Annotated in this window: 16 protein-coding genes; 7 read left to right on the top strand and 9 right to left on the bottom strand. The window is 54.8% G+C overall.

The window, feature by feature from the left end; translation table 11 throughout:
• Nucleotides 1–708: 708 nt before the first annotated feature.
• The 6 genes from C1J04_RS15655 to C1J04_RS15620 form a co-directional block, all read right to left on the bottom strand.
• Nucleotides 709–1,044, bottom strand: coding sequence for a helix-turn-helix domain-containing protein (locus tag C1J04_RS15655; protein WP_216825235.1), 336 nt, complete (start codon nucleotides 1,042–1,044; stop codon nucleotides 709–711).
• Between the two features lie 490 nt (nucleotides 1,045–1,534).
• Nucleotides 1,535–2,299, bottom strand: coding sequence for an IS21-like element helper ATPase IstB (gene istB, locus C1J04_RS15645; RefSeq protein ID WP_058317429.1), 765 nt, complete (start codon nucleotides 2,297–2,299; stop codon nucleotides 1,535–1,537).
• Nucleotides 2,296–3,795 carry an IS21 family transposase gene (gene istA / locus C1J04_RS15640; protein ID WP_114865649.1) on the bottom strand — a complete coding sequence of 500 codons (1,500 nt, stop codon included), beginning with the start codon at nucleotides 3,793–3,795 and terminating at the stop codon, nucleotides 2,296–2,298. Before istA ends, istB begins: the two co-directional genes overlap by 4 nt.
• A 427-nt stretch (nucleotides 3,796–4,222) precedes the next feature.
• Nucleotides 4,223–4,732: a 3'-5' exonuclease gene (locus tag C1J04_RS15630; RefSeq protein ID WP_114865517.1), complete on the bottom strand. Its 510-nt coding sequence runs from the start codon at nucleotides 4,730–4,732 to the stop codon at nucleotides 4,223–4,225.
• A gap of 125 nt (nucleotides 4,733–4,857) precedes the next feature.
• Entirely contained in the window at nucleotides 4,858–5,346 is a 489-nt protein-coding gene (locus tag C1J04_RS15625) for a hypothetical protein (RefSeq protein WP_114865516.1), read from the bottom strand.
• Between the two features lie 553 nt (nucleotides 5,347–5,899).
• Complete coding sequence (locus tag C1J04_RS15620; protein WP_114865515.1) at nucleotides 5,900–8,227, bottom strand: hypothetical protein; 2,328 nt, start codon at nucleotides 8,225–8,227, stop codon at nucleotides 5,900–5,902.
• 432 nt (nucleotides 8,228–8,659) lie between these two features.
• On the opposite strand from C1J04_RS15620, the gene C1J04_RS15615 reads away from it, so the two are divergent.
• The gene (locus tag C1J04_RS15615; RefSeq protein WP_114865514.1) at nucleotides 8,660–10,888 is read left to right on the top strand and encodes a hypothetical protein; all 2,229 of its coding nucleotides are present in this window, start codon (nucleotides 8,660–8,662) and stop codon (nucleotides 10,886–10,888) included.
• A 60-nt stretch (nucleotides 10,889–10,948) separates the two neighbouring features.
• On the opposite strand, the gene C1J04_RS15610 is transcribed toward C1J04_RS15615, so the two are convergent.
• Nucleotides 10,949–11,338, bottom strand: coding sequence for a hypothetical protein (locus tag C1J04_RS15610; protein ID WP_114865513.1), 390 nt, complete (start codon nucleotides 11,336–11,338; stop codon nucleotides 10,949–10,951).
• Nucleotides 11,339–12,138: 800 nt separating this feature from the next.
• On the opposite strand from C1J04_RS15610, the gene C1J04_RS15605 reads away from it, so the two are divergent.
• From C1J04_RS15605 to C1J04_RS15580, 6 genes are all read left to right on the top strand, one after another.
• Nucleotides 12,139–12,513 carry a hypothetical protein gene (locus tag C1J04_RS15605; protein ID WP_114865512.1) on the top strand — a complete coding sequence of 125 codons (375 nt, stop codon included), beginning with the start codon at nucleotides 12,139–12,141 and terminating at the stop codon, nucleotides 12,511–12,513.
• Nucleotides 12,514–12,597: 84 nt separating this feature from the next.
• Nucleotides 12,598–13,002 (top strand): hypothetical protein, encoded by a 405-nt coding sequence (locus C1J04_RS15600; RefSeq protein WP_114865511.1) that lies wholly within the window; start codon nucleotides 12,598–12,600, stop codon nucleotides 13,000–13,002.
• 222 nt (nucleotides 13,003–13,224) lie between these two features.
• Nucleotides 13,225–13,398, top strand: coding sequence for a hypothetical protein (locus C1J04_RS19355; protein ID WP_162797844.1), 174 nt, complete (start codon nucleotides 13,225–13,227; stop codon nucleotides 13,396–13,398).
• Nucleotides 13,399–13,537: 139 nt separating this feature from the next.
• On the top strand, nucleotides 13,538–13,834 hold the full coding sequence (locus C1J04_RS15595) for a hypothetical protein (protein ID WP_114865510.1): 297 nt from the start codon (nucleotides 13,538–13,540) through the stop codon (nucleotides 13,832–13,834).
• Nucleotides 13,835–13,840: 6 nt separating this feature from the next.
• Nucleotides 13,841–14,404, top strand: coding sequence for a type II toxin-antitoxin system VapC family toxin (locus tag C1J04_RS15590; protein ID WP_114865509.1), 564 nt, complete (start codon nucleotides 13,841–13,843; stop codon nucleotides 14,402–14,404).
• Between the two features lie 612 nt (nucleotides 14,405–15,016).
• On the top strand, nucleotides 15,017–15,604 hold the full coding sequence (locus tag C1J04_RS15580) for a hypothetical protein (RefSeq protein WP_114865508.1): 588 nt from the start codon (nucleotides 15,017–15,019) through the stop codon (nucleotides 15,602–15,604).
• Nucleotides 15,605–15,764: 160 nt separating this feature from the next.
• On the opposite strand, the gene C1J04_RS15575 is transcribed toward C1J04_RS15580, so the two are convergent.
• Together C1J04_RS15575 and tnpC are read right to left on the bottom strand one after the other, a co-directional pair.
• The gene (locus tag C1J04_RS15575; protein WP_114865507.1) at nucleotides 15,765–15,986 is read right to left on the bottom strand and encodes a hypothetical protein; all 222 of its coding nucleotides are present in this window, start codon (nucleotides 15,984–15,986) and stop codon (nucleotides 15,765–15,767) included.
• A 2-nt stretch (nucleotides 15,987–15,988) separates the two neighbouring features.
• The gene (gene tnpC, locus C1J04_RS15570) at nucleotides 15,989–17,620 is read right to left on the bottom strand and encodes an IS66 family transposase (RefSeq protein WP_114865506.1); all 1,632 of its coding nucleotides are present in this window, start codon (nucleotides 17,618–17,620) and stop codon (nucleotides 15,989–15,991) included.
• Nucleotides 17,621–17,655: the final 35 nt, after the last annotated feature.

Here is a 17,655-nt window from a genome sequence, read left to right as displayed (position 1 = left end):
TACTTTGCAGTTTACCAGGTATCTAGCTGATTGAGAGGTGAACAATTTTTCAGCGGGGCCACCGTGTAGAAGAATAAGATAACATTCTGTATCTAGTTGAGGGATATTTGCGCTTTCCCAAGTTTTTGTAATCTCGGGATCTATGATGTATAGGTCATTTTCACCTTTTGGCTCACTCGATTTAGGAGCACAAGGCGGACATCGTCGCGTCCTGCTATTTAAAATAAAGACTGATCGAGTCACGCATTTTGTTATGCTTCCGTCTTTGCTAAATAGAGATACGTTTAAAATTGAGTTTTGAATAATTATGCTAGAAAAGGAAGTAAGGTAATTTGACACGGCAATGCCTTTCGCGCGAAAACTATATGCACCAAAAGATGCGGCATATACTTAATGAGGTCTTTCCATATTCTGACTGACTGAGAAATACATCTATATCGTAGTTTACAAATTCTGAGTTTAGGTCCGCAAGATTCGAATTGGTTATTGTTCAGATGCAATTTTCTATCGGTAATGTTTGATGGAGTTTTATCGTAAAGTACTCTGCGAAGATTTGATGCCTCACCGTTGCGTAGCCGACAGAGGCGGCCTATATGTTTGAAAAATCAAAGCATATATAATAATGTCGTGGCCGTCGTCTCGAATTGAATGATATGATCCGAGAATCAAACGCAATAAATTGGCTTGATGCCACTTCACGCTTCGCTCCTAATCAGGAAATTTGTGGAATGTAGCGTACCAAACTGCCACCTCTGTGCGGTTGTGTTTGCCGAGTTTTCGCATCAAAGTGTTTAGGTGCGTATTAACTGTATTTACTTTAATCCCTAATCTTTCAGCAATAATAGCGTTTGTCGCCCCTCTGTAAACCTCGCTTGCAACCTCCATCTCACGCCGAGTGAGAACTTGCATTGGTTCGGCTTCAATACTGTTGTGGCCATTCGATTTACCAGGTTCTCCAAGGGTACTTGTTTTTATAATTTTGGTGTCGAAGATTGCTAGCCCTCCGGATATAAGTGACAAAAATAGTCCTACTCTTTCACTCATTTCGTCCCACCTAACCACAGCACGAACATTGGTCGGCCAAGCCGACGGGCTGAATTGGATTGTCGGGCATTGTAGCGCCAACACAATAGACCGAGGAAAAAAGCTTTCCGACATTTTCCTTATTTCTAGAATGTCCGTATCGTTTTCGGTCGAAACTACGAAAACTACAATACGGCCTAAATCAACGTTTTCAGGTTTTGTTGAGAGCTGCTTTTTGCAGTTCTCAAGGTTGTAGAGACTGATAAAATTAAAATCTTCACCATCTGGATCGGACTTTAAAGCTTCTGCAAAACCGAGTTGTTCAAATCGCCCTGCACCGTACAGGGCAACACTTTTCTTTTTCTGTGAAATCTGTCAACGGCGGAGTAAAATTCGGCCATTGTGGCGGAGCAAAAGTCGGCCAGTTTGGGGCAAGCGCCTTGGAGCGTGCGGCCCTCATATAGCAAGCCCGGTCCAAGGCGCATTGGCCGTCAGGCCAATTCTGTGAGGTTCATTTGTTAGCGGCGGCGAGGCGGGCGCGGCTTTGATTGAGGCGGTAGCTTTCGCCGTTCATCTCGAGGATGTTGACGTGGTGTGTCAGCCGGTCCAGCAGCGCGCCGGTCAGGCGTTCGGTGCCGAAGGTTTCGGTCCACTCCTCGAAGGGCAGGTTGCTTGTGATCAGGGTCGACCCTCGCTCGTAGCGCTGTGAGATCAGCTCGAACAGAAGCTCGGCGCCGGTTTTGCTCAAGGGGACGAATCCCAGCTCGTCGATGATCAGCAGTTTGACCTTGGCGAGTTTGCGCTGGAGTTGCAGGAGGCGTTTTTCGTCGCGGGCCTCCATCATCTCGTGCACGAGGGCTGCGGCGGTCACGAAGGCGACAGGCAATCCTTTCTGGCAGGCAGCCAGTCCCAGCCCGAGGGCGACATGGGTCTTGCCGGTGCCGGAGGGACCGAGCGCGATCACATTCTCCTTGCGTTCGATCCATTCGCAGCGCGCCAGCTCCAGGACCATCATCTTGTTGAGCGACGGGATCGCCTTGAAGTCGAAGCTGTCCAGGCTTTTGATGGTCGGGAACTTTGCGGCCTTGATCCGGCGTTCCACCATGCGCCGTTCCCGGTCGATCAGTTCCAGCTCGGTCAGCCGGGCCAGGTAACGCACGTGATCTACGCCTTCAGCGGCGCAGATACGGGCCTGCTTGTCATGTTCACGCAAGAACGTGGGCAGCCGAAGCGTTTTGAGATGGTGGGCCAGCAGCAGTTCGGGTGCATCCGTCATGCCCCACCTCCTGCCAGCAGGCTCATGTAGGATGCGGCGGAGGTGGTGGTGATGTTGGTTCTGGGCAGGAAGGGATAGACATCCAGATCCAGCCTCGGAGGCCTTTGCTCGACCCTGCACAAGATCAGGTGCTTGATTGCATCGAAGCTGACCGCTCCCATTCGCAGGGCATCTTTGACGGCAAGATGCAGCACGTCAATCTCGAAGCGCTCCAGAAGGCGCAGGACCTGCACATACTCGCGCTTGCCGGCCTTTCCCTGCCGGGCTTCCAGCAGTCGGCGCAGGGTTTTGAACGCTTCGGGCAACTCCCAGCCCTGCAGAGGCGCGGCCTGATCGAAGGACATGATCTTGCGTTCGATCAGCGCCAGGTAATGCAGTGGATCAAACACCATGTCGCCGGTGTCATAGGAGCGCGAATGCTCAGCGATCACCTCGGCACCGCAGCCGATAACAACCCGGGTCACGAAGCCCTTGATCCAGACCGCACGGTGGCCGTAGGCAACCGGCACCGAGTAATCATTGCCGCGATAACGCACCACCGATGTCGATGTGACCTGGCCACTTTGCAACTCACAGGCCTCAAAGGGGGTGCCGGGCAAATCCCGCATCGCCGCGAGATCGGCCTTCAGCCGTTCCCCGATGCTGACCTTGTGGCCACGCAGAACATCACCCTGGCGCTTGCGGCACTGCTCTTCCAGGTGAGCGTTGAACGCGTGCCAGTCCGGAAAGGACGGGATCGGCACCATGAAGTTGCGACGTCCGTAGCCGACCAGCCCCTCCACGGCCCCTTTGTCATTGCCCTTGCCGGGACGGCCATAGCGGTCCCGGATCACGTAATGCGACAACATCGCGCTGAACCGCTGGGTTCTTTGCCGGGAGCCATCCGGCAGAATCCGGGCTACCAGGCAGCGGTCATTGTCATAAAGAACCGACTGGGGAACCGCGCCGAAGAACGCAAAGGCATGGACATGGCCGTCAAGCCACGCCTCGGTATTGGCCGCAGGATAGGCCCGGATGAAGCATGCGTCGCTGTGCGGCAGATCGAGGGCAAAGAAGTGTGCCTTCTGCTCGACGCCGCCGATCACGACAAGCGCTTCACCAAAATCGGCCTGTGCATGACCGGGCGGATGGCTCAGCGGCACGAACATCTCCTTGCCGGTCCGCTTCCAGTCTCGAACGTAATCCTTGACGATGGTGTAGCTGCCATCAAAACCGCACTCGTCCCGCAACCGCTCGAAAATACGCTTGGCGGTGTGACGCTGCTTGCGAGGGCGGCTCCTGTCTTCAGCAAGCCATTGGTCCATCTGGCTGGTGAACGCATCCAGCTTCGGGCGCCTGATCGGCGCTGTCCGCCGATATCCCGGCGGTTCCGAATAGGCCAACATCTTCGCAACACTGTCCCGGCTGATCCCAAAATCCCGGGCAATCTGACGCCCGCTCAATCCATCCTGGAAATGAGCGTGACGCACCTTCAAATACAAGTCCACGGTGTATATCCCCAAGCCCTCCCGAAATCCGAAAGGGCAAAAGTGGACGACTTTTACGCCGCCCGCGACAACACTATGCCGTCGCTACCGTGGCCGAGTATTGCTCCGCCGTTCACAGCTCATGGGCCGACCTCCTCCAATCAGACAGTCAAAGAACCTTTCACCGCTTAACTCCTGAGTTCTGTTTGCCGCGTCAGGGATTGATCAGATCCCAAGCAACGCGTTGCCATGTTCTGCGACAAGACAGTCTCCTTCCGACGTGCGTTTCCTTCCTTTCATGAGACGCCGGTAACGGAGTCAAACGACGAAAAACACAAAGTCCGTCCGTCGTATAAAGAATATGGGTCGAGCGATTATGCAGCGGAAACGCCACTGCAAAATTTTATGCAGATGTCGGGCTTTCGGTCGGGGGGGGCCGAGCAGGCCCGCCTTATCTTCAAAACCTCGATGCCTTGAGCCAGCTCTTTGCAAGTCGTGCGCTGTCAGGGCCTGCACGGTGTGGTGCCGCACGTCGCTCGAGCGTTTCGTAAAGCATATCCAAAGCATAATCAGAGTAGAGGGCAAACGAGATGTGCTCGAAACTCTCAATTGAGGGTACTTCGTCATATCCACCGGCGTGCAGCAAGCGGGTGAGCCATTGTGTTTCGAACTCGGGCGCATCTGAAACAAGTTGCCGCCCGGCAAGGGTGTTCAGAAAAGTCTGAGACACAACCTGCACCGAAGGTGCGCCCGCCAAACTCGAGAACGCAATCTTGTGGACTGCGGCACTAAGATACGACCAGTCATTCATATCCCATGTTGCGGCGGGGCTGATCAGCGAGCTCCACGTCTGCACGGCACCATTGTCGATCCACGAAAGACCGATCTCGATCGGCCAGCTTTCGAGCGAAAGGCTTGACGCTTCAAAGTCCAGAACGGCGAAGTTTTCAATTTTATTTCGCATCATTGCACGCGATCCCTTCGCGGGGGGAGCAAGTCGATCACTGTCATATAGGCTCCAGCTATTTAAACCAATTGCATCAAAAACCTCCCTTCCGGCTTTTAGAAAGCCAGAAGGGAGGCCTAAGCTGTCTAGAGGCAGTCGGACAATTCTTCGAGGCTAATATCGGCATCCAAGGTGCCCGAATGCGCGATGACGACCGCCGTGATCACCCATGTTCCAAACGCTGTTACGATCCTTGGGCTCATGTCAGCGGTTTGCTGCAATGTCTCCAGAATCCTGATCATCTGAGACGCGCCTTTTGCCATCTTATGTCCTTTGACCTGAGGCGCAGTGCTCGTTTGCATCAAAAACGTCTCCCATTCTGCCTCACTGCGGCACCCCCTCAAAACCTCCAAAGCTTGGGGCCAAGCCAGCGGGAACTCTGTCGCAAGACACAGGCCCTGGTTGCGCGCGAAACTGTGCAGACCGGTGGTTAAGGCAAAGATCAGATCATTGGCATTGACCAGACCTGCGCGGTGCAGTTGCTGGGAAACGTCTGCAGCAACAGTTGGTGCGAGACGGCGGAAGAGAACCTCTGCAGAAAGAACTGGGCGAGTGCTGGGGTTGAGTTCGGTCATCATAGTATCCTTGAAAAAGTCGAAAATGGAAAAGCGCCTGCGGACGCAGAGGCTCGGGGATGAAGGACGACGCACCAACGCAGCCTGCGCGTTAAAGCTTGCGCTGTGGGTGATCGACAGGTGTCGCTGGGAATGGGCGTCGACCTCCCTATTATTCAACAAGGGGGATCTTCGTCCTGCGCGTCCGCAAGAAGACGCGCAGGGTCGAAGGGACCCTGCCCCTTAAAATTCCCCTTGTTTGCAACAAACAGGGTATTGCGGTTTTATAATATCGACATCCTTTAGGCGTCGAATGCGAGGATCAGGCATAATAGTGCTCCAATACTGGCCGTGGCGACGCGCCGAAGCGGTGGCATGCGCCACGCTGCATCAGCCGAGGACTCCGCTCGAAAACCACATAACTTTGTGGACTGTACGTGCGCTTCAGACTGCTGAGCGTGAGCCGGAAAGGTTGCTCAGACAGTTATCTCAAGATGCATGGGGCCAGTGAGCAATGTCTGTTTTCCCAGCACAAAAAAAAATCCCGAACATCGCAACAAACCGGTCCGAGCCATTACATAATACTTCGCAGATTCTGCCGACTTTGCCCCTGCCCCGTGCCAGTGATGTAGCCGTTCGGAACAGCTTGGATTGGTGCTGTTTTCCGACCCGTTGGCCTTAGCACCTCTGCACAGGTGCACGTTGAAAGCGGGCCCCAGATTTCCTCTGCACGCCGAAGCGCGTCGAGCGCACTGTCAGCCTTGATCAGCGCCGTGCAAGAACGCGCATAGGGGCGCGCTTGCTGTAGCTCAATTATGTGAAGTTGGTCACGTATTTGCGCAGGCAAGCTGGACAACATATCTGCCGCCTCGATCCTACACCGTTTTCGGTAAGCCTTTACTGCATCAAGTGATGTAAACAAAGCCGGGGCGTCTTCGACGAGACCGGAGCCCGAGAGACGAAGCCCTCCTTTGTCGGTCAAACCATCAATCAAAGCCGCCGCGAGCCGCGTCGGCCGAAACTCTTGCCAGCTCACGAGCTCATCAACCGGCAGACCCGGTATCGGAATGTTGCACCCCAAAATAACACGCTTGCGCGTTTCCGAGCGGGCAAGACGCAGGCGCTCGACAAGCTGGCGCGTGGCAAGCTCTCGCGTCTGAAGTTGCACGCGCCGGATTAACGGATCTGGATGGCAGGGGATTTGCACCGCAACGGCACTGCCATCTGACATCTCATAGGGAACTTCGACTTCCGGCAGGCGCAGTTGGCCGCGTGCGTCTGGTCGAATAAACTCCAGATCCGCGTCCTCACGATCCCCCCACAGGGCACGGCCGTAGTCTTCAAGTGCTTCAACAGGCAACTCTTCGCGACCGATCGCGATCACGGTCGAGCAGTCGCGATATCGATTGGTGCCAAGGGCGCGCCCGCCGTACCAGAGCCAGTGTGCCCCATGCAGCGGTGTGTTCAGCATCCATTGGGACACCTCTTCATCCCGAAGCCCTGAGAAATTGTGGCCCGCGTCTTCGAAGAAGCGCAGCGCCACCTTTCTGCTGCATCCGACTAGAACCCCGCCACCTTGTCCCATCTGATCCGCCAATACCTCGCGACGGATCACCCGGCGCCAGTCCTCGCGCAGTTCGGGACCTTTGTTCAAACTTCCGAGTGTCATGCGCCGATCATGAATTTGGACAACATCCGCATGTGCGCGCAACACCATGTTAGTGCTGCGATGTGCTTCAATACCCAGAGCATCAAGTATCTCAAGGTCTGCATCGGCATCGAGAATGAGCATGGGTTGTTTATGACGCTGTGGGCGTACGCGGCAGACACTAAGTGCGTAGCCCGAGGGGCCGTTCACAAGACGCAGCCGTTCTGTCGTTGTTCTCATCCTTTGCTTCGCATCGGCGAGGCCCGTCCAGACTGCGGCGTACCAGGACGCATTTCTTAGGAGATCTTCGCCGCGCGCAAGCAACCTGGATTGCTGCGCGTCGGTCTGATCCGGTTCAGGTGCGGGAACATCTGCTTGAGCCGAATATTCGAGGCGCGCAAACGCGCGATACTCCTCTTCTGTATAGGACAACTCCAAGGGGGATTGGCCCAGCATCATTGTCTCGATCAGATTGTGAGCGGCGGTCAGAAGTTCTGCATGTGCTTCAACGCGCCAGTCCTCTTTTCGACCACGCTGGGAATAGTGCCGCACAAAAGTTCGAGGCAAGCGAAACGCATCGATGCCGATGGTCACGAATGAGAGTTGTTGTGCCCAAAACGTTTCATCAATCACACGCAAGATACCGCCGTATTGGTCGGCGTCGGGAAAGCCGAGGTAGCTCGTCGCCATATAGCGATGCCCTACCGTATTGGAGTCAGCGAATTGGTTCAGATAAGCACAGCTGTCGGCATGTGGACAGCGCGCGTCACCCTGCTCGCAAAAGCTTTCGCGGATATTCAATCCTAGCCGTATTGCGCGCTCAACCAGCTGATACTTTCGGCACATCTTTTCGTCCGAAGTGGTTGGGTCGGGGGCGGCGCGACCACGAATGATATGGACTTTCCCCTCAAGTTCTTGGGCGTGCTCAGCGGCTTCCTCAGAAAGCGCCAGTGTGGGTGCATGAAACACAATGCGTTTGTTGCCAGCCAAATGCCCAAGTAGCTCGCGCGCGACGCGACTTTTACCAGCCCCGGGACTGGCGGTAATAACCATCGCAGGAACAGGAGCGCCTTCGGACGCGTCCCCGATTTCGACAAGATGTTCGATGGCTGACGTGAGTGCCAGCCTGAGGTTGGGCTCTGCGCGGGACAATTTTGTAAACATCGTTGTCGGTGCGGGGGTTTTGGCCTGAAACGCGCCAAAGCCTCCAAAACGGCCGGCAAGATCTCGGGGTAGTAGGGTAGTGTTCGTCATGACCGATCCTCTGATTATCATATCAAGGAAATCGGTCGAACCCTGCTGGCAGAGAAATTCCGCAGATCAAAAAAAGTGTCACACCGGTAATGAATACCTATGACCGGCATGACACCAAATGTTCGACGGTTACATTCGACCTTGGCGGCTTTTGACCGATAGGTCACGTCCGAAACCCACCGCGCTGACGCTTGGCAGACAAAACACAACGCGCCACGAGATGGTCAAATTTTCGACCAATTTCTGCGCCAATCCGCTGGCAACGCTGGTGCAGCAGTTAGTCCGCATTGCGCGCCCCGGTTTCAAAGATACCGGTACTAGGAGCCGACGACATCAAACCCAAATTTCAACGCCTTTTCTAAGCGTTGGTAAATCAAAAATTCTGACAGCCGTGCTCCACGATGTCTGTTGCTATAGCGAAAAGCGCGCAAAATGCTTGATAACACTTCCGACCCTCAACGCGTACCTCCACATGATGACTGGCTCGACCTCCAGACGGCTCGAGAACAACTCATGGAACACATTGCGCGGTTTTTGACGACCAGTTCTGGTCAGAATGCATGGGATGAGCACAACGCTCCTCCGGTCCTCGGCCTCAAGGTCTCGGCCGGTCTTGGCAAGACGCGCACAGCGCTGGAGTGCATTGCAAAGCATGGGCATGAATTCCTAAAAAGGGGTCATATCCTGTTCTATGTGCCCACGCTTGATTTGGCCGTTGAAGCGGAGAAAACCTTCAGAGAGTTGAATTCCGATCATCCAAGTTTCGTGCTGCGCGGCAGGAGTGCGTTAAACCCGGGAACGGCCACCGCTATGTGCGCGCGCTCCGATGTCGCGAAAGAAATCGCGAAAAACGTCTCATCGGTCACGCGGGCCCTATGTCGAGAGGAAAACCGAGCTGGCAAGATCGTCGAAGCGGCCTGCGCCAAGGGATGCCCCTATCTTGCGCAAGAGGCCATCACGAAGCCACACGTCGTGTTTCTGGCTCATTCATATCTGAACTCTAAACCACCTTTGTCGTGCCCTGTTGCGCTGCGGATCATTGACGAAAAATTCTGGAAAGAGATGATCAATATTGAAACATTGCCCCATGACGACTGGATGTTCACACCAGATCACCTGAAGGACGAAGCCCTAAAGGAATGCTATATAGACACGCAAGAGACGGTTTCAGCTGCCTTGCGGGAAAAAAAACCGGTGCATCTCGCGCTGCGCGACAAAAAGATAACAGCAAAATCATTGCGCGACCTTGGCACAGCAGAGCGGCTGGCTATGCCGGTATTGGAACTCGATCCGGGACTCCCAGAGAATCTCGTCCGATTGCAAATAGCCTCGTTCGATCACGCGAAAGCTAACAGCATTAAGGTCCGGTCGCTGGTTTTTAACCTGTTGGCAAGAACTATAGGTCGGGGCGGTACAGAGCGCCTCAGCCTGGCAAAACCAACAGAACAATCGGGCAACCGTGCGCTGATAAAAGTGCATCAATTAGATGAAATTCCCGTTGATGCGCCAATTCTTCTCTTGGATGCAGATCTCGACGAAACCATCGTCAGTCGCTTTTGCGCAAATGCAAAGTTTGAACGTTTACTCACACGACCAAAAGCACATGTTATCCAGGTGAGCGACCAAACCCTTGCGTACTCAACACTCAAGGGCGAGGAACACAAAGAACGGCGCGATGACATTGTCAGGATCATCAAGCGCGAAATAGAACGCGCTCGTAAAAAAGATGTGCTTGTCGTGGCACCTAAGGCTGTTCTGCATAAATTATATGAAGACAACGGGGAAACCTTCAATGACAGGTCGACCCAGCCTCAGATGCTCCATGGCGCTACTGTCAGATGGTTCGGGCCGAGATTGCTGGGCGTAAACACCTATAGTGACTTCGCAACAATCATACTGGTGGGTCGTTTGCAACTTCCTGTCGTTGCTCTCGAAGATCAGTTGCGTGCGCTTTTTGGAGATAGTGACATGCCGCTTAGCTTTACCGACGGAGAAAGATTGATGGCTTCCAAGACCAGCCTTCTGCGCGCAGACGATACGCGCGTGGATGTGAAGGTCCGAAGCCATCCGGACCCACGCGGGGCAGCCCTGCTTCGTCAAAGTCGCGAGGCGCAGTCTGAGCAGGCAATTGCACGGCTGAGGCTGCTGAGCACCGACACACCTAAGCGGGTCCTAGTTCTTAGTAACGTCCCGTTGCCTGGTCTTCCCGTAAATGATTGGCTCAAATTCGACGCTGTCGTTCAGGACAAGTCTGATGAGCAGGTTTCCAAAAAATATCAAAAGTTGGAACGTGCGATTGATGGAGCGAATGGACCTGTGCTGCGTGGGATTCGGTTGTCTCCAAGCGGGTTGACTAAAGACGCCAAGGACGTGTTTCCCAGTTTCGAGTCAGCAAAGGAATTCAGAAAAAAACTCCCTTCGGAAGTCATGTTGCAGTGGGTGAAAAGCATTGCAGCTGACAGGGGTCTGTCTGCAACTTCCATGCTGCTCTCGAGGAGCATGCGTGGTGGTCACAAGACTCACGCGGTTGTATTCACCACCGCGAAAGGTGCACAGCAATTATCTCAACATCTCTGGCCGGAATTCGACAAACACATCGTGAGCGAAGAGCGCCCGGTCATCAGGAATGATGAAACTGCGGTTCTCGAACCGTTATCATGAACGCCGCAGATCGCGGTATCTGTTGGCCGAGCCCTGTTTTAGGCTCGGCCGTGCTCTTAATTAGATCCAGGGTGCCGGCATTTTCATCATGAAAATTCCTGGAAAACCACCCGTGCCGTATCCTGCGACCATCAACATGTCGCCTTCGACGACAAATGGCAGCTTCTTGGATCCGCTGAGGATGCGGCACAAGGTTCCTGCTCCGGCCAAAAATGCCTCTTTTTTGGATGGGTAGATTTTCGCGGGGCTGCCTGCTGATCCACCTTTGAATGTGATCGTTGGTGCCCAGCCTCCAGGACGGGCAGCAAGATGGAAGCTTGCCACATCTTGGCCGTGCGGATTGCGGCCTACCGCGGGGAGGCGGTCTTTGGCAAACAGTGCGGTCTCTACAATTACAAGCATATTGGATGCATGGGCGGCAGATCGCGAATGTGTTTGAGTATCTGTCATAACTTTTCCTTTGTTTGTTTACAGAAAGGCCGGGGGATCGATTGAGGTTCTTGAAAAACGCCTTTCATAAAAAAAGGCGCTTTTCTGAAAATCACATCGAGATCAGGCAACCTTTGGCCTTGCGTTTTGGATTGGCAAAACCCCAACGCCTTCGTTTGGTACCCGCCAGAGCACTTGTTCAAAAAGCTATGCTCCCTCGGGATGACAGGGCCATCATCAGACATTCAAACGAACGGGTGCGGCCATCAGGCCGCTGAGGTCTGTTCATCTCGCTCTCATTAGTACCCGATGGAGCGAAGGCGATTTTGGCCAGCAAGGGTGCCTGGTGACCTGCATAAGGGGCCAGCTAAGCCCCTCTGACCAAGAGGGGGAAACCGCTATAAGTATACTATTAGAAGAAACCCCCCTTTGCCTCGGGCGCGCGCGTTCTGGATCACGTTGCTTTCACGAGCGGGCGGCAGGTGGCTGAAGGTCCACGCAGGAACGCAGCTCCAGATTAGCTTTTGGCACGTCCCTTCCGGCGGACCCCGAAACCTAAGCGACGGAAAATCTGCCTGCTTTGCGCACGAAGGCTCAGAGTCTCGCTGCCAAACAGCTCGATCAATGGTGACAGCTCACCAAGCAGCGCACCCAAAAATTCCAAAAAAATAAAGACTCTATTCGCGGCATCGCCGCGTCACCCCTGCCCTGCTGGCGAGGCAGGGGATGACGAGCCGGTTGCTACTCAAAACCAGCAGAAACCCCAACCTCAAAAACCCTCTTCGCCATTGAAACTGGCGTACATCCAAAAGGAACTCCGAATGAACACTGATCGCTTCACTCAAATCGAAATCGCTGAAGGCGAATCCCAACTCGCTGAACTACTTGATGTATTTAAGAGAAAAGGCCTAACCGGCCAGCTGCCCTTCGGTGCCCGGCTAGACAAGGTAGTGCATCACCTAGCCCCGCAGAACTTTCGAGCCTTAATCGTTACTCGACGTGATGGCGGATGGGTCGCTGATCTTCTGCTGCACTCACCGCTGCCAGAATCTTCGGCCTACTATGGATCTCCGGATGTCTTGGGCACCCCGGACGCCTTGCCTCATCCCACCTACGGGGAAGCCGTTTGGGCAGGGGTAGAGATGATAGCCCGGCTCCTCGCATATGCGCAGACACCCTCGGCGTTGCGCACCTAAAGCCGCCCTACCCTCACATCGCTTCAGCTATGCCCTCATTTGCCTGAGCGATGTGAGCCAACCAAGACCTCAAGGAAAAACTCTATGACCACATCTATGACCACACATGTATATACTGATCAGCAGCTTTTTGACGGCATGGATCGCTTACGTCGTTTGCACAAAATGGCGCAGCGCAGGACCCACGTCGATGCCCTTCCCGCCACTTTCCATGAAGAGTCCCCTGCGCTGCGTCGGGGCCTGCCACACTGGCATCCGGAAAATATTCAGGCGGCCGTTCTTTACCCAGTTAACGGTGGTTGGAATGCCGACATTGTCCTTCACGACGCGCCTGACGGCCATCTTCTCGTCCTTGACAAAGGCACCGGTCAGCCGTTTGCGAACAGAGCCCAAGCCGAAAAATTTCTCCTGGACTTCGTCACCGCACTCACTGCCGCTTGGGCCCCTGAAGCTGTTCTTCCCGACCTAGCTGAAAGTCTGGCAGCTTGAACAAACGCACCGGCGGGCCAATTGCCCGCCGGTGTGCAAACTGGGGCTGTGTGCCGTCTCGGGGAAGAGCCAATTTCAAAATTGGGCGCGGGTGCAGGCTGGTGTGCAGGTCTCTTGGTGCTGGTAGGATCGGATTTGACCCGACGCCTTTAGCTGGCAGTTAACGAGGTCATTGACCCGTGCTACTATATTTGAATTACGATACAGCCGAGGAGCCGAAAAATGTCATATTTCGAAGTTTTTCTATCAGTCGTATCGGTCGTCGGGTCTGCTGCAGGTCTTTATTATATCCACCGGATCGTAAAAACCAGCGGACGGGATCGCCCGAACGATCCAGCGGCGGTGTTGAGGCTTATTGAAAAATCAAAGAAGACGTCCGCCAGTCAGACCGATTAAATCTAAAGAATGTGTTGTCAGTTGATCGGCCGCTGTGAGTATGAGTTACCCCTCAATTTGGGTATACGTGAGATACAGGTAGGATCCTTGCATCTTGCAATGTTTGACAATTTATTGTATTTGTAGAACACTTTGATCAATGGAGGATGTCATGGCAAAAACAGAGACCTTTCGGCAGTCAGAGGCTTCCAGAGCCCGCCTTGAGGCAGTTCTGAGTCAGATCGAAGAAATGGGCCTGTCGCGTGACAAGGGTGCGCGGGTGACCGGTCGGATCAACCCGAAACTCCTCGAGCTTGCGCGCGCCCGCGCCGGGGCAATGTCTGACAGCCAGCTCTTGGAGTTCGCGCTCGCAAATATCGTGATCGAGGACGGCTTCGCGGATGCATTCACCGCCGCGCGCGGAAAGATCGACCCCACCCTCTATCTGGAAGCCTGACGCTGCATGGAAATCGACGAACTGCTACGGCGCTGCCGGGTCGCCCTCGGCAAAGCCGATCTGCCCTTGCGTGCCGACAGTAATCTCTCGTTTCTGGCCGATGCGTCGGTTGGCGGCGAACGGATCATGCTCGACACATGCGTGATCCTGGATCAGCTTCAAGGTAGACTTCCATATGACATCGAGGAGCGCATTCGGGCGCGGGCGATTTACCACTCCCCCGTTGTTCTCGGCGAGTTGGCCTTTCTTTTCGGTCGGCTCGACCCAAACGACCCTCGCACATCCGATGCTACGCGCGAGCTCCGAACCCTTCTGACGAGCATCGACGCCCACAGGATCTTTGATTTGACGCATGAGGACACCATGCGAGGAATGGTGCTTGCGGGCTGCATGGCGCGCGTTCTCGGTTATAACGGGGAAAACCGCAGGAAGACGCAGAACGACGCGATCCTGGCGGCGCAGGCATCCCGTCTTGGATGCCTGATTGTGACCCGGAATGTCGGAGATTTCGACCGCCTTGGGCAACTGGATGACAGGCTCAAGGTCTCCTTCTACCGAAGAACAGTATGATGATATCGCGCCACGGGGGGCAGCCGAATGACACTCGCAAGATGAGACCTAAGCCTCTGTCCATCTTCCGCGACCCTTGTACCTCGCCTTGCCGGTCAAACCCGTGATACCTCAAAGTCCTGCAAGAACGTTCCTCTATCGTTCTATTCCGTCCACATTGAAATGAACCAGCAACCTCAAGCCCATTAACGTGACAACACCCCCATCCCCTTGTTCATGATGGTGCTTATGGCCAGAGGCTTCATTGTCGCAACGCACTTTCTCGTTCGGACAATTTAGGAGAACATGATGATGCCAGCGATTTCTGCTGGGCTGGGTACTGCTTACGGATTTGCCAGAGCCCTTGGCATCAGCCAACAGGCCTATAACCGATATCTTATCGGTGGAGCGAGCGGCGCGGCGTACGCAGTGCTCCGCGCACGCCAGGTCTTCGGCGTGCAAACAATGTCACAAAGAGCAGGTATGAACCAGAATACAGCCCTGCCCCCCCCGGATCGAGCCTTTTTCTAAAAAATTTCACAAATTATCGTTCAGTGTTTCTGTCTTAAAATAAACGTTCCAATCTTCTTTTCATGGGCACAATCAACCCCGCCCGTTAAATGGAGAACAACAATGACTAATTTGACACCGATCGTTCTGAAACCAGCCTCTTTTCCTCAGCCCCTCGTCGACGCATTGCGTTTTCTGGCGAAGGAATACATTAATTGTCCGTCAGTTACAGATGATGGTACGCTTTTGGGAATTGACATAGCGTACAAGCTGTATGGTGAAGGCGGCTATGCAATGTCGGAGGTTGCGGCCTACTTTTTTCAGGAGAACGACCAGTGTCGTGGGCATGTCATTAACTTTCCCACCATGGAGGCAGCTGAAAAATGCCGCAAGGCGCAGAATGCTGTAAGCATGATGAACCTGCATATTGTTTGTATGCTATTCCACTATTCCTGCTGGCCAGGGAAACAACTGCACACACTTCTATTCCGCGATTTTACCCTATTTTACGATGCACAGATGATGGACGATGGGAATGACACACCGTCCAGGTTCAAGCTTATTCTCCACGAACAGCCCTCAAAAATGAATTTGGCTCAGTTCAAACAAGACATTGAGATCTGTCTTGCAGGTTTTTCCGATGCCTGCGAAGGCCTTGGCGCCTTTAAGTTCGTTGTGGATTTTAATGCGGTCGGAGTAAAAGTCGCATGACCTTTGATAGGAGCCCTGGGCGCCAAAAAAGCCAAGGGCCTAATGTTTGGGAATTACGGAATGCGGGCCGCTCTCAAGCCCCTTACCGGATGTGTTGAAGCACTCTTCAAAAACACGAAGTTCGTTTAAAAGTAAGCATCCGGCGTAGGCCGCGGCGAGGTCATCGGTCGCGATCACGGTCCATTTCGATGAGCTCTTGCAGGTTTTCGATCCCGAATGGATTGAATGCGATGACACCGTCGTCGCCGGGACCGTAGACCCAGATTATACCATCTTCGGTTTCGATACCGATGGCGAGATCAAAGATCCGATCAACGGTTTCGCCCAGTTCGACAGCGACGCGGTCGATTGTCTTGACGGAATACACCTTGTTCAGCTGCATGGTTACGCTGCTTGTGGAAGGGATAAAGCTTTCCAGTTCCAAGGCAGAAGCTCATGTACGCGCGAGACGGGCAAGTCGGGCAGCCGGGCGAGAACATCGGCGAGCCAGGCCTGCGGACCGATGTCGTTCATTTTGCCGGTGACGATAAGGGTATACATGGCGGCAGCCCGTTCACCGCCGCGCTCGGACCCTGCAAAGAGCCATGACTTTCTGCCCAAAGCTACGCCACGTAAGGCGCGTTCGGCCGCATTATTTGTCAGACAGATACGCCCGTCATCGAGGAATGCCGTGAAGGCCTTCCAACGGCCATGCTTCTCAAACATGTAGTTGATCGCCTTGGCCACCTTGTTGTGTCTGGACAGTTTCGCGCGCTCTTCCTGCAGCCAGTCGTGGAGGCCGTTTACCAGGGGACGGGACAGGTTCTGGCGGGCGACGAGCCGGGCATCAGCATCCAGCCCATTTATCTCGCGCTCGATGTCGAAGATGGCGTCGATCCGTTTCACCGCTTCCAGGGCGACTGGCGAGATCTGATGGGCGGGTTTGCCCTTGCGGACGTTGCCCGCGATGTCGGCCAGCTCGAAGAACTTCCGGCGCGCATGCGACCAACACAGCGCGCTGGTCACGGGCCCCGCGTCTCGGTCCTCTCGATAGAGGTCGTTGTATCCACCATAGGCGTCCGCTTGCAGCACCCCTTGCCATTCTGCCTGATGCTGATTGGGATTGGTTGCGCCACGATCTCGGGAGAAGCGGAAGAACGCGGCCGGCGGTGCGCCGCCATTCCAGGGGCGGTCATCACGGACATAGGTCCACAGACGAGCTTTTTTCGCGCCACCCCGTGCCAGAAGCGGCACGGTCGTGTCATCCCCATGTAGGCGGTGAGCGGCACGCACGTGGGCCTCGATCAGGGCATGGATCGGCTGCAGGGCGACAGTCGCGTGCCTGACCAGGTCTGCCAGGGTGGAGAGGCTCAGATCAACGCCTTCACGGGCAAAGCGCTCTGCCTGCCGGTTCAGGGGTTGGTGCTGTCCGTATTTTTCGAAGACAAGCATGGCGATCAGGCTGGGTCCGGCCCATCCGCGCGGGATCGCATGGAACGGGGCCGGCGGCTGGCTGATCTTCTCGCAGGCCCGGCAAGTGAACTTCTCACGCACAGTCTGGATCACCTTCCACTGACGCGGGATCACCTCCAGCGTCTCGGTGACATCTTCACCCATCTTTACGATCCGGTCCGAGCCACAGCAGGTGCAAACGGCAGGTGCTTCGACGACAACCCGCTCGCGCGGCAAGTGATCGGGGAACGGTTTGCGCCCCGGATGGCGGCGTGTGAAGGCGCGCACAGTGCTGGCTTTCTCGCTTGCTTGATCTGCGACTAAGGCATCCTCGGTAGCCGCCGCTTCCAGTTCCTCAAGCTGCAATTCCAGTTGATCGATCAGCCGGGCGCGTCGTTCTGATGAGATACCGTATTTGTCACGGCGCAGTTTGGCGATCTCAAGCTTGAGCTCTTGGATCATCGCCTCGGAGCAGGAGACAACCGCGCGGGCCTGCGCCAGCTCGCTTTCCGCAACCTGCGCACGGGCCTCTGCGGCGGCCAGGGCAGCGCGTAATTTAGCGAGTTCAGAGGCGGCGTCAGACATGACCAATATTTACCAGCCGAAGCCGCGAAGCACCA

It is taken from the genome of Sulfitobacter sp. SK025 (assembly GCF_003352105.1).
Taxonomy (GTDB): domain Bacteria; phylum Pseudomonadota; class Alphaproteobacteria; order Rhodobacterales; family Rhodobacteraceae; genus Sulfitobacter; species Sulfitobacter pontiacus.
Note: the sequence above shows the minus strand (reverse complement) of the source record. Positions and strands in the feature narration are given on the sequence as shown.

What these genes read in the sequence shown, in the direction of transcription:
- C1J04_RS15630 (WP_114865517.1), bottom strand. Translation starts at nt 4,732, where the DNA reads ATGATGCGAAATAAAATTGAAAACTTCGCCGTTCTGGACTTTGAAGCG.
- C1J04_RS15590 (WP_114865509.1), top strand. Translation starts at nt 13,841, where the DNA reads ATGGAAATCGACGAACTGCTACGGCGCTGCCGGGTCGCCCTCGGCAAA.
- C1J04_RS15580 (WP_114865508.1), top strand. Translation starts at nt 15,017, where the DNA reads ATGACTAATTTGACACCGATCGTTCTGAAACCAGCCTCTTTTCCTCAG.
- C1J04_RS15605 (WP_114865512.1), top strand. Translation starts at nt 12,139, where the DNA reads ATGAACACTGATCGCTTCACTCAAATCGAAATCGCTGAAGGCGAATCC.
- C1J04_RS15625 (WP_114865516.1), bottom strand. Translation starts at nt 5,346, where the DNA reads ATGACCGAACTCAACCCCAGCACTCGCCCAGTTCTTTCTGCAGAGGTT.
- tnpC (WP_114865506.1), bottom strand. Translation starts at nt 17,620, where the DNA reads ATGTCTGACGCCGCCTCTGAACTCGCTAAATTACGCGCTGCCCTGGCC.
- C1J04_RS15600 (WP_114865511.1), top strand. Translation starts at nt 12,598, where the DNA reads ATGACCACATCTATGACCACACATGTATATACTGATCAGCAGCTTTTT.
- C1J04_RS15615 (WP_114865514.1), top strand. Translation starts at nt 8,660, where the DNA reads ATGCTTGATAACACTTCCGACCCTCAACGCGTACCTCCACATGATGAC.
- C1J04_RS15620 (WP_114865515.1), bottom strand. Translation starts at nt 8,227, where the DNA reads ATGACGAACACTACCCTACTACCCCGAGATCTTGCCGGCCGTTTTGGA.
- C1J04_RS15610 (WP_114865513.1), bottom strand. Translation starts at nt 11,338, where the DNA reads ATGACAGATACTCAAACACATTCGCGATCTGCCGCCCATGCATCCAAT.
- C1J04_RS15655 (WP_216825235.1), bottom strand. Translation starts at nt 1,044, where the DNA reads ATGAGTGAAAGAGTAGGACTATTTTTGTCACTTATATCCGGAGGGCTA.
- C1J04_RS19355 (WP_162797844.1), top strand. Translation starts at nt 13,225, where the DNA reads ATGTCATATTTCGAAGTTTTTCTATCAGTCGTATCGGTCGTCGGGTCT.
- C1J04_RS15595 (WP_114865510.1), top strand. Translation starts at nt 13,538, where the DNA reads ATGGAGGATGTCATGGCAAAAACAGAGACCTTTCGGCAGTCAGAGGCT.
- istB (WP_058317429.1), bottom strand. Translation starts at nt 2,299, where the DNA reads ATGACGGATGCACCCGAACTGCTGCTGGCCCACCATCTCAAAACGCTT.
- C1J04_RS15575 (WP_114865507.1), bottom strand. Translation starts at nt 15,986, where the DNA reads ATGCAGCTGAACAAGGTGTATTCCGTCAAGACAATCGACCGCGTCGCT.